The organism is Pseudomonas sp. MWU12-2037, from assembly GCF_023242345.1.
In the GTDB taxonomy this organism is placed as follows: Bacteria; Pseudomonadota; Gammaproteobacteria; order Pseudomonadales; family Pseudomonadaceae; genus Aquipseudomonas; species Aquipseudomonas gingeri_D.
In genome coordinates this window covers 408,083-420,232 of the sequence record NZ_JALLIZ010000003.1, presented here as the reverse complement: position 1 = coordinate 420,232, position 12,150 = coordinate 408,083, and the positions used below count along the sequence as shown (strand labels likewise).

Genomic DNA, 12,150 nt, shown 5'->3' with positions numbered 1-12,150 from the left:
CCATCACTTTCGTGGCCAAACGAAAGGTGGCGGGCGGTACGCAGGTTGGCCAACCGGGATGTCAGGCACCCGGCGCACCCGAAGGTGCCCCGCGCACAGCCCACCATAAAGCGACAGACACAAAAAAGCGCCTGAGACCGTAGTGGCGCTGGTGCGCCTGACATTGGGCGGGTGACCAAACCCGATCACTGTGTTTTGCAGTGACAGGTCCAAGCCTAGGTCCCGAGAATCGCAGGCGCAAGCCGAAAGGATTTTCTAGGAAAGTTCATGCAAGGGAAAGGGAATAGTCCTCGGACGGTGCGTGGAACACCCTCTTTGTGGCGAGCGGGCTTGCCCGCGCTGGGGTGCGAAGCGCCCCCAAAACCTGCAATCGCGGTGTGCCAGGGATAACGGGGACTATGGTTTAGGGCTGCTCCGCAGCCCAGCGCGGGCAAGTGTGTATTCAGCCGTCGCGGTATGTTGACATCAATCTCGTCTGTGGCACCCTTGGCGGACCACTCAACCCCGTACGCAGCGATTCAGTTCACTGGCCGTTGGGGTAAAAAAAACCGGCCCTGCGCCGGTTTTTTCGATCAAGGGACGGCATCTGTCCCTCTCGCCAAAAAAGAAAATCCCGAAGGGCCAAACCCTTCGGGGCCACAGGTGTCCATCGTTTACAGCTTGGCGATGGACACCTCGGTGGATTTCACAAAGGCAATCACTTCACTGCCGATCTGCAGTTCCAGCTCTTTCACCGAACGGGTGGTGATCACCGAAGTGACGATCCCCGAAGCGGTCTGTACGTCGATTTCCGAGAGCACGTCGCCGGTGACGATTTCCTTGATGGTGCCCTTGAACTGGTTGCGAACGTTGATGGCTTTGATGGTCATGGCATTGATTCCTGTCGTGGATTGAGTAGGCAAGGCATGGGTTACAGCGCCCAACGCAACTGCGTGGGCAAGGGCGATACAGGTTCCGGCTCGGGCGGTACGCCCGGCAGCGACAACACCCGGTTCAACACTTCGGTCTCCAGCGCCGCCAGGCGATGGGAGCCACGCGCCCGTGGACGCGGCAGTTCGACGTGCAAGTCCAGGCCGACCTGGCCGTCTTCGATCAGGATCACCCGATCGGCAATGGCCACGGCTTCACTGACGTCGTGGGTCACCAGCAACACGGTAAAACCATGCTGCTGCCAGAGACGTTCGATCAGCTGCTGCATTTCGATCCGGGTCAGGGCATCCAGGGCCCCCAGCGGCTCGTCCAGCAACAGCAGGCGCGGTTTGTGGATCAGGGCGCGGGCCAGGGCCACGCGCTGCTTCTGGCCGCCGGACAGGGCCGCCGGCCATTCATGGGCGCGGTCCGCCAGGCCGACCGCTTCCAGCGCTTCCAGCGCCTGCGGTCGCCAGTTGCCCTTGAGACCCAGGCCGACGTTGTCGATCACCTTTTTCCAGGGCAGCAAACGCGCTTCCTGGAACATCAGCCGGGTGTCTTCGCGGGCCTCGCTCAGCGCGGCGGAACCGGCCAGCAATTCACCACCGCTAGGTTGGTCGAGACCGGCCAGCAGGCGCAGCAGGGTGCTTTTACCGCACCCGCTACGGCCGACCACGGCGACGAATTGCCCGGCCGGGATATGCAGGTCGATCTCCCGCAGCACCTGGCGTTGGCCGAAAGTCTTTTGCAGGTTGCGCACCGCCAGCGGAATACCCCGCAGCAGGCGTGGAGGTTGTTGAGCCGTCATTGCGCACCGCCCTTGCTCACTTGATAGGCCGGGTGCCAGCGCAGCCAGACCCGCTCCAGGCCGCGGGCCGCGAGGTCCGCCAGTTTGCCGAGGACGGCGTAGAGAACGATGGCCAGCACCACCACGTCGGTCTGCAGGAACTCCCGGGCATTCATCGCCAGGTAGCCGATGCCGGAACTGGCCGAGATGGTTTCCGCGACGATCAGCGTCAGCCACATGAATCCGAGGGCAAAGCGCACACCCATCAGGATCGAGGGCAGGGCGCCTGGCAGGATCACCTGGCGAAACAGGCTGAAACCGGACAAACCGTAGCTGCGGGCCATTTCCACCAGCGCCGGATCGACGTTGCGGATGCCGTGGTAAGTGTTGAGGTAGATCGGGAACAGGGTGCCCAGGGCCACCAGGAAAATCTTCGCCGACTCGTCGATGCCGAACCACAGGATCACCAGCGGGATCAGCGCCAGGTGTGGCACGTTGCGGATCATCTGCACCGAGCTGTCGAGCAGGCGTTCACCCCATTTCGACAGGCCGGTGATAAAGCCCAGGGCCAGGCCGATGCCGCCGCCGATGGCAAAGCCGATCCCGGCGCGCCAGCCACTGATGGCCAGGTGTTTCCAGAGATCGCCGCTCTTCACCAGGGCGATGCCGGCTTCGACCACGGCGCTCGGCGCGGGCAGGATCCGGGTCGACAGCCAACCGGCCGACACCGACAGTTGCCACACCGCCAGCAACAGCACCGGCAGGGCCCAGGGCGCGAGTTTGTGGGTAAGTCTGGTCAAGGTCGTCATGGCCGGCCTCAGCTCTGGGACACGGCTTTGGGCAGGATGTCGTTGGCGACCATCTCACCGAAGGGGCTGACGTAACCGGCGCTTTTCGGCAGTTCCGGACGTTCGATATCCAGGTGCGGGAACAACAGCTCGGCGACCCGGTACGATTCTTCCAGGTGGGGGTAACCGGAGAAGATAAAGGTGTCGATGCCCAGGTCGGCGTATTCCTTGACCCGCGCGGCCACGGTCGGGCCGTCGCCCACCAGCGCCGTGCCGGCACCGCCACGGACCAGACCGACACCGGCCCAGAGGTTGGGGCTGACTTCCAGGTTGTCGCGGCTGCCGCCGTGCAGGGCGGCCATGCGTTGCTGGCCGACGGAATCGAAGCGTGCCAGGGATTTCTGCGCGCGGGCGATGGTCTCGTCGTCCAGATGGGAGATCAGTTTATCCGCCGCTTGCCAGGCCTCGGCATTGGTTTCACGAACGATCACATGCAGGCGAATACCGAAGCGCACGGTGCGCCCCAGCTTGGCGGCCTTGGCCCGGACCTGCTCGATTTTCTCGGCAACGGCGGCAGGCGGTTCGCCCCAGGTCAGGACCATTTCCACCTGTTCGGCGGCGAGGTCCTGGGCGGCCTCCGACGAGCCGCCGAAATACAGCGGCGGACGCGGTTGCTGGATCGGTGGGTAGAGCAGCTTGGCGCCTTTGACGCTGATGTGCTGGCCGTCATAATCGACGGTTTCGCCTTCCAGCACACGACGCCAGATACGGGTGAATTCCACCGAGGCCTGGTAGCGCTCTTCGTGGCTGAGGAACAGGCCGTCGCCGGCCAGTTCGTCCGGGTCGCCGCCGGTCACCAGGTTAAACAGCGCCCGCCCGCCGGACAGCCGGTCGAGGGTTGCGGCCTGGCGCGCCGCCACCGTCGGGGAAATGATTCCGGGGCGCAGGGCGACAAGAAACTTCAGGCGCTGGGTCACCGGGATCAACGAAGCGGCCACCAGCCAGGAGTCCTCGCAGGAACGTCCGGTAGGGATCAGCACGCCACCGAAACCGAGACGGTCGGCAGCCTGGGCCACCTGCTGCAGGTAACCGTGGTCAACGGCGCGAGCGCCTTCGGCGGTGCCAAGGTAATGGCCGTCGCCGTGGGTAGGCAGGAACCAGAAAATATTGAGGCTCATGGAGTGGTCTCCTAAGGAATACGGTTCAAAGTGTTTTGGCAACGGCCGCCGGCGGGGTCCAGATCACGTCCTTGATGCTCAGCGGTTTGGGAATCAATTTGAGCTGGTAGAAGCTGTCGGCGATTTTCTGTTGCGCCGCGATCACTTCCGGGGTGAGGAACTGCGCGCCATAGCCCTGGCGGTTCACCGAGATCCGGGTGATGTCGGCGGGCAGGCCGAGCAGCGGTGCCACCTGGGTGGTGACTTCCTCGGGATTGGCCTTGGACCAGTCGCCTACTGCGCGGACTTCTTCCACCAGGGCCTTGATCACCTCGGGATGTTTTTCGGCATAGGGGCGGGTCGCGAGGTAGAACTGGTTGTTGTCCACCAGGCCGGTACCGTCACGCAGGGTGCGGGCCTTGAGCTGTTGCTCGGCGGCGGCCTGGTAGGGGTCCCAGATGACCCAGGCGTCGACGCTGCCACGCTCGAACGCGGCGCGGGCATCGGCCGGCGCGAGGAACACGGTCTGGATATCGCTGTATTTCAGGCCGGCGTCTTCGAGGGCGCGGACCAGCAGGTAATGGACGTTGGAGCCTTTGTTGAGGACAACCTTCTTGCCCTTGAGCTCTTGCACCGATTTGATCGGCGAGTCCTTGGGCACCAGGATTGCTTCACTGGTGGGCGCCGGCGGTTCCGAGGCGACATAGAGCAGGTCGGCACCGGCGGCCTGGGCGAAGACCGGCGGTGTTTCGCCGGTCACGCCGAAGTCGATGGAACCGACGTTCAGCCCTTCAAGCAGTTGCGGGCCACCGGGGAACTCGGTCCATTGCACTTGCACGCCCTGGGCCGCGAGGCGTTTTTCCAGGGTGCCCTTGGCCTTGAGCAGCACCAGGGTGCCGTATTTCTGATAACCGATCCGAAGCGTCTCGGCTTGAGCTTGAGTGATGGCGCCGAAGGTGACAGCCGCAGCAAACAGAGCGACCAGACCGCGACGCAAAATGACAGTGCGCATGGCGCTCTCCTTTTTGCTGTGAGGGTTTTGGCTGCACCTGCTGGCCCGTTGGCGGGCGAGTAAGGCCAGTACATCGATGTCGGGTAAAACGGCTCAGATACTCCAGCGAGCCGTGAGCAGGCGGTCGTTGAGCAGTGTCGGGTCCAGGGGCTTGGGACGTCGCGCCAGGGCGCTGTGGAACTGTTCCAGGGCCTCGTTCAGGCGTTGTGCCAGGGCCGGGGCCAACTGCGCCTGGGCGCTGCCTTCGCCATAGGCGATCTGGTTGTCTTCGGCGAAGATGCCGTGGAGCATTTCCTGGGCCTTGAGCGCCGACAGCACCGGCTTGAGGGCGTAATCCACCGCGAGCATATGGGCGATGCTGCCGCCGGTGGCCATGGGCAGCACCACCTTGTGGCTCAGGGCGCGTTCGGGCAGCAGGTCGAGCACGGTTTTCAGGGCGCCGGAGAATGAGGCCTTGTACACCGGCGTGGCGATGACCAGGCCGTCGGCCTGTTCGATCTGTTGCAGCAGGTCGACGATCTGCGGGCTGCCGAAGCGTGCGTGCAGCAGGTCTTCGGCCGGGAAGTCGCGGACCTGGTAACTCACCACTTCCACGCCTTGTTCGATCAACCAGCGCCTGGCCTGGTCCAGCAGCACCCCGGAGCGTGATCGCTGGCTGGGGCTTCCTCCAAGTGTGACGACCAGCATGTGGCTAATTCCTTAAGCGTTTGTCGGCGATTCGCGGGCTGCGATCTCACCGGGATGGACAGACCATATCAGCTGATTTATATATCTATAAATCTTATTTTTTCATTTGTTTATTCTTTAAATGAATATGCGGGTGACTTTCTTCCAGGCAAAAAAACAGGCCGTCGAAACGGCCTGAAACCCCTGCATCGTGAGTCGGTAAACAATTCGGTTCAGCGGTTGGGTTGTGGTGTCAGGCGCAGGTACGGCTTCACCGCGCGGTAGCCTTTGGGGAAGCGTTTCTTGATTTCGTCTTCGTCCTTGAGCGATGGCACGATCACCACCTCGTCACCGTCCTGCCAGTTGGCCGGAGTGGCCACCTTGTAGTTGTCGGTGAGCTGCAAGGAGTCGATCACCCGCAGGATCTCGTGGAAATTGCGCCCGGTGCTGGCCGGGTAGGTGATGGTCAGCCGCACCTTCTTGTTCGGATCGATCACGAACAGCGAGCGTACGGTGAGGGTGTCGTTGGCATTCGGGTGGATCAGGTCGTAGAGATCAGACACCTTGCGGTCGGCATCAGCCAGGATCGGGAAGTTGACCACGGTGTGCTGGGTCTCGTTGATGTCCTCGATCCACTTGTGGTGCGAATCCACCGGGTCCACCGACAGGGCGATGGCCTTGACGCCGCGCCGGGCGAATTCGTCCTTGAGCTTGGCGGTAAAGCCAAGTTCGGTGGTGCACACCGGGGTGAAGTCCGCCGGGTGGGAGAACAGCACACCCCAACTGTCGCCGAGCCACTCGTGGAAACGAATCGTGCCGGCGCTGGAATCCTGTTCGAAGTCGGGGGCGATGTCGCCGAGTCTTAGGCTCATGGTGCTGCTCCTGGTGAGTGCGTGATGAGCCTACTGTGCCTGCTGCAGGGTTTATTTAAAAAGAATAAATATCGATTTATCTAGATCGAAATTGAATATTAAAAACTTCTTCATTGGACGCCGGACGGGCGCAGGAGCAACCTTGTCCACAGCTTGTGAGAGGGCTAAGGGGATGTAACTCAGTGGGGTGCCGGGCGCCGTGATGTCGAAGGTTGGCGTTCGAGTCGAAGCTGAGAGGTAGTGTTAAGCGGTACGTGAAGCACTCAGCCCGGCATTGCGCCGGGCTGAGTGTGGATCTCGACTTTAAACGATCACGCTTACAGCAGCGGGATCGAGTAGCTGACGATCAGACGGTTTTCGTCCTGGTCGGGAGTGGCAACGTTGGTACGCCACATAGCGTTTTTCCAGGCGAAACCGAGGTTCTTGAAGGTGCCTTGCGGAATCACGTAGGACAGGCTGATATCGCGCTCCCACTCAGTCTTGTCACCAGTGGTCGACTGGATATTGTCGCCGTGCAGGTAAATCACGCCAGCGGTCAGGCCAGGCACGCCGACCGTGGCGAAGTCATAGGCATAGCGAGCTTGCCAGGTACGTTCGCCAGCGCGGGCGAACTTCTGGATCTGCATATCGGTGATGGTGCTGTTCGAGGAGCCGTCACCCTGGTTCAACCATGGGAAGTCGCTGTCGCCCTTGGTGTACTGATAACCAGCGCCGAAGGTGTGACCGGCCACCGAGTACAGGGCCAGGTAGCTGTACAGGTCGTTGTCGACCTTGCCCTTGACGGTGCTACCGCCGTAGTAACCCGAGGTGAAGTAGGCAGAGGTATCGTCATTGGCACCGTTGTCGCGGCTACGGTAGTAGCGCAGATCGCTTTTCAGCACGCCAGGACCAATGGCCCAGTTGTGCGCGAGCCCCAGGAAGTTCTGCGAGTAAAAGTCCTTCAGCTCGCCGTAGTAGTACGAAGCAACCAGATCCTTGGTGATCTTGTAGTCGGCACCACCGTAGTAGAATTTGTTACTGCGACGACCGATCGAAGTCGGGTTGTTGGCACCAGCGATCGATAGACCTTCATCGTTGGTGGAGTTACGGCCCTTGACGGCTTCAATCTGACCGCCGGTCAGTGTCAGGTCCTTGATCTCGTTCGAGGTGATTTCACCACCGGTAAAGGTCTGCGTCACCAAACGACTGTCGTTGGTCTTGATCACCGGGTTAGTCGGCGTCAGAGTGCCGATTTTCAGCACGGTCTGCGAAATCCGGGCCTTGCCAGTCAGGCCCAGGCTGGAGAAGTCGTTGACGGCTTTGCTGTTGCCGTTAGTGGACTCAGTCGGGAACATGTTGCTGCCATAACTCGTGGTGGTGGCGCCGTTGCTGCCACGACCGGAGTCCAGCTTGATCCCCAACAGGCCAATGGCGTCAACGCCAAAACCTACGGTACCTTGGGTGAAACCGGAGTTGAAGCGCAGATCGAAGCCTTGACCCCATTCCGTGCTCAGGCTCTGGGCAGGTTTCCCGCTACGGTTATCGTTGTTGATGTAGTAGTTACGGATACCCAAGGTCGATGTAGCGCCTTCGATAAAACCTTTGGCTTCGGCTTGCGTTTCTGCGTGAGCCTGTTGCGCCAAAACGCCTACGGCCACTGCTAGGGCCAAGGTGGACTTCTTCATGGTACAGCTCCTCTCATTTCTAATTTTTGTGTGTCCTGGCCGGGGATCTAGCGTCCCTTTGTAGCCACAGATGCGCGATTAGCACCAGATCGTGACTGGCAAGTCAATCGTAACAAACCACGTCTAGACTTTGGTCTAACTCGCCGTAAATTTGGTCCCTGCAGGGTAATGAAATTCTTCATAAACCCAAAAAGAACTGTTTCGTCCTTTTTAAGACGATTCAGGAATAAGCTGCCTGAGAATTTACCCGGCCCTGAGGTCTTTGTCGGCCTCCAGACTTATTTCTGAAAAGTATTTGTAGCAGCCTTTTTCGAACAATCCGTATTTGAGAGCGGTTCTCAGGGACAGGAAAGTTCATAAAAGCGACGCAATCATGGCTAAACGCTGCCACTCCCGTCAATTTATTACAGCATTTGGCTGATTAAGCCGGACCGCTGACATGTTGCTGTGCCAAGAACCATAGAAGAAAAAACGCGGAACGCACCTTCATTCGTCGGGTTTAGTTATTTTGCGGATTTTCCGCTGAGCGTCTGACGGTATGGCCTCCCGCAGACACGAGCTGGCGCTGCAAGCGCTGGCCGTCGGCTGTCGCGTGTCATATTTTGACTCATAAGCTAATGCAAATAAGTTATTTATTTTAAGATTCTTAGATCATTTAGTCTCTCGACATGCCGATTCCCGGTCGCCTGTCGAGGAACTTGTCCCATGAAACTCCCTGCTCCGCTCCGCCTTCTGGCGGCCTTGTCCCTGGCCGGGGCCAGCTGGTTTGCCCAGGCCGCCGATGTGACCGTGGCCTACCAGACCACCGTCGATCCGGCGAAAGTCGCCCAGGCTGATGGCGCTTATGAAAGAGCCACGCATGCAAAGATCGACTGGCGCAAATTCGATAACGGCGCCGATATCATCGCCGCCATCGCTTCGGGTGATGTGCAGATCGGTTACCTCGGTTCCAGCCCACTGACGGCGGCCATCACCCGCAAGGTGCCGGTGGAAACCTTCCTGATCGCCACCCAGATCGGCGGTGCCGAAGCCCTGGTGGCCCGTGACGGCTCCGGGATCAAATCGCCCCAGGATCTGATCGGCAAGAAAGTCGCCGTGCCCTTCGTCTCTACCGGGCACTACAGCCTGCTGGCCGCGCTGAAGCACTGGAACATCGACCCTTCGAAAGTACAGATTCTCAACCTCGCGCCACCGGCCATCATCGCCGCCTGGAAACGCGGTGATATCGACGCCACCTACGTCTGGGATCCGGCCCTGGGCGTGGCCAAGGAAAACGGCAAGGTGCTGATCACGTCCGGCGAGCTGGCCAAGTTCGGTGCGCCGACCTTCGATGCCTGGATCGTGCGCAAGGACTTCGCCGAGAAGCACCCGGAAATCGTCAAGGCCTTCGCGAAGGTCACCCTGGATGCCTACGCCCAGTACCGCAAGGACCCGCAAGCCTGGCTGGCGACCCAGGGCAATGTCGACAAGCTGGTGAAGCTCTCTGGCGCCAAGGCGTCTGATATTCCCCTGCTGCTGCAAGGCAACGTCTACCCGTTGGCGGCTGACCAGGTCACCGTTCTCGGCAAGCCGACCGCCCAGGCCATCACCGACACCGCCGCGTTCCTGAAAGAACAGGGCAAGGTCGATGCGGTGCTGCCGGACTACGCCCCTTATGTCAGCGCCAAGTTCATCACCAACTGATTCCGCCGAGGAGCCGCCGTCATGGCCTTGTTACAGCTGGAGCGCATCAGCGCACAGTACCCCGGCGCGGCCGAGCCGGTGCTGGCGGACATCTCCCTCAGCCTCGGCCCCCGGCAACTGCTGGTGGCCCTCGGGCCTTCGGGGAGTGGCAAGACCTCGCTGTTGAACCTGATCGCCGGCTTCGTCGAGCCGAGCGCCGGGCGCATCACCCTCGACGGCGTGCCCGTCAAAGGCCCGAGTGCCGAGCGTGGCGTGGTGTTCCAGGATGACGCGCTATTGCCCTGGCAGGATGTACTGGCCAATGTCGGCTTCGGTCTGGAGCTGGCGGGTGTGCCCCGGCCGCAACGTGAAAGCCGCGCCCGGGAGATGCTCGCCCTGGTGGACCTGGCCGGTTTCGACACGCGTCGGATCTGGCAACTGTCCGGTGGTCAGAAACAGCGTGTCGGCCTGGCCCGTGCCCTGGCGGCGGACCCTCGGGTGTTGCTGATGGACGAGCCCTTCGGCGCCCTCGATGCCTTTACCCGCGAACAGATGCAGGAGCTGTTGCTGCAAGTCTGGCGCCGCACCGCCAAGCCGGTGTTCCTGATTACCCACGATATAGAAGAGGCGGTTTTTCTCGCCACCGACCTGATCCTGCTGGCGCCGAATCCGGGGCAGATCGTCGAACGCCTGAGCCTGGATTTCGGCCAGCGCTACAGCGCCGGTGAATCGGCCCGGGCGATCAAGTCCGACCCGCGTTTTATCGAAACCCGCGAGCACGTGCTGGCCCGTGTGTTCTCCCAACGCAGCGCCGCCCAGCGGCAGGAGTTCGTATGAGCAGCTATGAATTGCCGGTGGCGCTGGCGGGCAAACCGAAAGTCATACCGGTTCGCCGCAGCCTGAGCACGCGCTGGATCAGTGTGCTGACTCTGTTGACCTTGGTCCTGCTCTGGTGGGCAGTGACCGCTGCCGGCCTCATCGAACCGTTGTTTCTGCCGCCGCCGGGCGCGGTGCTGGAAAAAGGCTGGTTGCTGGCGACCAAGGGCTACATGGATTCGACGCTGTGGCAGCACCTGGGCGCGAGCCTGGGACGCATCGGCCTGGGCCTCGGCTTTGCGGTGTTGACCGCGATTCCCGTGGGCATCGCCATCGGCCATAACCGCATCGCCCGGGGCATTTTCGATCCGCTGATCGAGTTCTACCGACCCATTCCGCCGCTGGCCTATCTGCCCCTGATCGTGATCTGGTGCGGGATCGGTGAGCTGTCGAAAGTGCTGCTGATCTACCTGGCGATTTTCGCCCCGATCGCCATCTCCACCGCCACCGGCGTACGCACCGTCGACCCGGCCAAGCTGCGGGCCGCGCAATCGCTGGGGGCCACCCGTGCCCAACTGATTCGCCATGTGATCCTGCCCAGCGCCTTGCCGGACATTCTCACCGGTGTGCGCATCGGCCTCGGTGTCGGCTGGTCGACCCTGGTGGCCGCCGAACTGATCGCCGCCACCAGCGGCCTGGGCTTCATGGTGCAGTCGGCGGCGCAGTTCCTGGTGACTGATGTGGTGGTGCTGGGGATCCTGGTGATCGCCTTCATCGCCTTTGCCATGGAGATGGGCCTGCGCGCCCTGCAGCGCAAGCTGGTGCCGTGGCACGGCCAGGCCCACTGACAGCCCGCAGCCTATTGACCACGCCGACAGCCCGGCGCGTATTTGAAGAGATCGATCATGAGCCTGACCATTACTCCTCTGAGCGCCGCCCTGGGCGCGCAGATCGACGGCGTTACCTTGAACCGGCCGTTGACCGTCGAACATCGCGACGCCATCCAGCAGGCCCTGCTCAAGTATCAGGTGCTGTTCTTCCGTAACCAGCCGTTGAACCCGGTGCAGCAGGCGACCTTTGCGGCGTATTTCGGCGACCTGCATATTCATCCGATCTACCCGAACGTGCCGGAGCAGCCCGAAGTGCTGATCCTCGACACGGCGGTGACTGACGTGCGCGACAACGCGGTCTGGCACACCGACGTGACCTTCCTGCCGACCCCGGCGCTGGGCGCGGTGCTCAGCGCCAAGCAGCTGCCAGCGTTTGGTGGCGACACCCTGTGGGCCAGTGGCATCGCGGCGTTCGAAGCCTTGTCGGCGCCGTTGCGGCAGTTGCTGGACGGGCTGACGGCGACGCACAACTTCATCAAGTCGTTTCCTGTCGAGCGTTTCGGCAATACGCCCGAGGACCTGGCGCGCTGGGAGGAGACCCGCAGGAAGAACCCGCCGCTGTCGCATCCGGTGATCCGCACGCACCCGGTGAGCGGACGCAAGGCGTTGTTCGTCAACGAGGGGTTCACCACCCGGATCAACGAGCTGGAGGAGGCCGAGAGCGAGGCGATTCTCAAGTTGCTGTTCGCCCATGGGACGCGTCCGGAGTTCACCATTCGTTGGCGCTGGCAGGAGCATGACGTGGCATTCTGGGACAACCGCGTGACCCAGCATTACGCGGTGGACGATTACCGGCCGAATCGGCGGGTGATGCACCGGGCGACCATTCTGGGTGATGCGCCGTTCTGAGTGCTTGTATGAGTGAGGCCAGGCTCAAGGGCCTCTTCGCGGCGGTGCGGCGTCCCGACAAGCCCTGCTCCTACAGGT

General features: G+C 61.6%; 12 protein-coding genes. 4 read left to right on the top strand and 8 right to left on the bottom strand.

The window, feature by feature from the left end:
• Positions 1-653: 653 nt before the first annotated feature.
• From M5B42_RS07765 to M5B42_RS07730, 8 genes are all read right to left on the bottom strand, one after another.
• Entirely contained in the window at positions 654-869 is a 216-nt protein-coding gene (locus tag M5B42_RS07765) for a TOBE domain-containing protein (RefSeq protein ID WP_017125347.1), read from the bottom strand.
• A 41-nt stretch (positions 870-910) separates the two neighbouring features.
• On the bottom strand, positions 911-1,717 hold the full coding sequence (ssuB, locus tag M5B42_RS07760) for an aliphatic sulfonates ABC transporter ATP-binding protein (RefSeq protein WP_100942595.1): 807 nt from the start codon (positions 1,715-1,717) through the stop codon (positions 911-913).
• Positions 1,714-2,505: an aliphatic sulfonate ABC transporter permease SsuC gene (ssuC, locus tag M5B42_RS07755; protein WP_248745451.1), complete on the bottom strand. Its 792-nt coding sequence runs from the start codon at positions 2,503-2,505 to the stop codon at positions 1,714-1,716. Before ssuC ends, ssuB begins: the two co-directional genes overlap by 4 nt.
• 8 nt (positions 2,506-2,513) lie before the next feature.
• Entirely contained in the window at positions 2,514-3,662 is a 1,149-nt protein-coding gene (gene ssuD / locus M5B42_RS07750) for an FMNH2-dependent alkanesulfonate monooxygenase (protein WP_100942593.1), read from the bottom strand.
• Between the two features lie 25 nt (positions 3,663-3,687).
• Positions 3,688-4,653, bottom strand: coding sequence for a sulfonate ABC transporter substrate-binding protein (locus M5B42_RS07745; RefSeq protein ID WP_248745450.1), 966 nt, complete (start codon positions 4,651-4,653; stop codon positions 3,688-3,690).
• A gap of 93 nt (positions 4,654-4,746) precedes the next feature.
• Complete coding sequence (gene ssuE, locus M5B42_RS07740) at positions 4,747-5,340, bottom strand: NADPH-dependent FMN reductase (protein WP_248745449.1); 594 nt, start codon at positions 5,338-5,340, stop codon at positions 4,747-4,749.
• 212 nt (positions 5,341-5,552) lie between these two features.
• On the bottom strand, positions 5,553-6,191 hold the full coding sequence (locus tag M5B42_RS07735; protein WP_103498913.1) for a peroxiredoxin: 639 nt from the start codon (positions 6,189-6,191) through the stop codon (positions 5,553-5,555).
• 317 nt (positions 6,192-6,508) lie between these two features.
• Positions 6,509-7,855: an OprD family porin gene (locus tag M5B42_RS07730; protein WP_248745448.1), complete on the bottom strand. Its 1,347-nt coding sequence runs from the start codon at positions 7,853-7,855 to the stop codon at positions 6,509-6,511.
• 705 nt (positions 7,856-8,560) lie between these two features.
• Here M5B42_RS07730 and tauA point away from each other — a divergent pair.
• Genes tauA through tauD form a run of 4 tightly spaced genes read left to right on the top strand, consistent with a single transcriptional unit; the run spans position 8,561 to position 12,072 of the window.
• A complete protein-coding gene (tauA, locus tag M5B42_RS07725; protein ID WP_248745447.1) occupies positions 8,561-9,538 on the top strand; it encodes a taurine ABC transporter substrate-binding protein in 978 nt (325 codons plus the stop codon).
• A gap of 21 nt (positions 9,539-9,559) precedes the next feature.
• Positions 9,560-10,354 (top strand): taurine ABC transporter ATP-binding subunit, encoded by a 795-nt coding sequence (gene tauB, locus M5B42_RS07720; protein WP_103499440.1) that lies wholly within the window; start codon positions 9,560-9,562, stop codon positions 10,352-10,354.
• Positions 10,351-11,181, top strand: coding sequence for a taurine ABC transporter permease TauC (gene tauC / locus M5B42_RS07715; RefSeq protein ID WP_248745446.1), 831 nt, complete (start codon positions 10,351-10,353; stop codon positions 11,179-11,181). The genes tauB and tauC overlap by 4 nt, the downstream gene beginning before the upstream one ends.
• A gap of 57 nt (positions 11,182-11,238) precedes the next feature.
• Positions 11,239-12,072, top strand: a complete 834-nt coding sequence (gene tauD, locus M5B42_RS07710; protein ID WP_177104373.1) for a taurine dioxygenase — start codon at positions 11,239-11,241, stop codon at positions 12,070-12,072.
• The last annotated feature ends 78 nt before the right edge of the window (positions 12,073-12,150 follow it).

What these genes read in the sequence shown, in the direction of transcription:
- M5B42_RS07765 (WP_017125347.1), bottom strand. Translation starts at nt 869, where the DNA reads ATGACCATCAAAGCCATCAACGTTCGCAACCAGTTCAAGGGCACCATC.
- ssuB (WP_100942595.1), bottom strand. Translation starts at nt 1,717, where the DNA reads ATGACGGCTCAACAACCTCCACGCCTGCTGCGGGGTATTCCGCTGGCG.
- ssuC (WP_248745451.1), bottom strand. Translation starts at nt 2,505, where the DNA reads ATGACGACCTTGACCAGACTTACCCACAAACTCGCGCCCTGGGCCCTG.
- ssuD (WP_100942593.1), bottom strand. Translation starts at nt 3,662, where the DNA reads ATGAGCCTCAATATTTTCTGGTTCCTGCCTACCCACGGCGACGGCCAT.
- M5B42_RS07745 (WP_248745450.1), bottom strand. Translation starts at nt 4,653, where the DNA reads ATGCGCACTGTCATTTTGCGTCGCGGTCTGGTCGCTCTGTTTGCTGCG.
- ssuE (WP_248745449.1), bottom strand. Translation starts at nt 5,340, where the DNA reads ATGCTGGTCGTCACACTTGGAGGAAGCCCCAGCCAGCGATCACGCTCC.
- M5B42_RS07735 (WP_103498913.1), bottom strand. Translation starts at nt 6,191, where the DNA reads ATGAGCCTAAGACTCGGCGACATCGCCCCCGACTTCGAACAGGATTCC.
- M5B42_RS07730 (WP_248745448.1), bottom strand. Translation starts at nt 7,855, where the DNA reads ATGAAGAAGTCCACCTTGGCCCTAGCAGTGGCCGTAGGCGTTTTGGCG.
- tauA (WP_248745447.1), top strand. Translation starts at nt 8,561, where the DNA reads ATGAAACTCCCTGCTCCGCTCCGCCTTCTGGCGGCCTTGTCCCTGGCC.
- tauB (WP_103499440.1), top strand. Translation starts at nt 9,560, where the DNA reads ATGGCCTTGTTACAGCTGGAGCGCATCAGCGCACAGTACCCCGGCGCG.
- tauC (WP_248745446.1), top strand. Translation starts at nt 10,351, where the DNA reads ATGAGCAGCTATGAATTGCCGGTGGCGCTGGCGGGCAAACCGAAAGTC.
- tauD (WP_177104373.1), top strand. Translation starts at nt 11,239, where the DNA reads ATGAGCCTGACCATTACTCCTCTGAGCGCCGCCCTGGGCGCGCAGATC.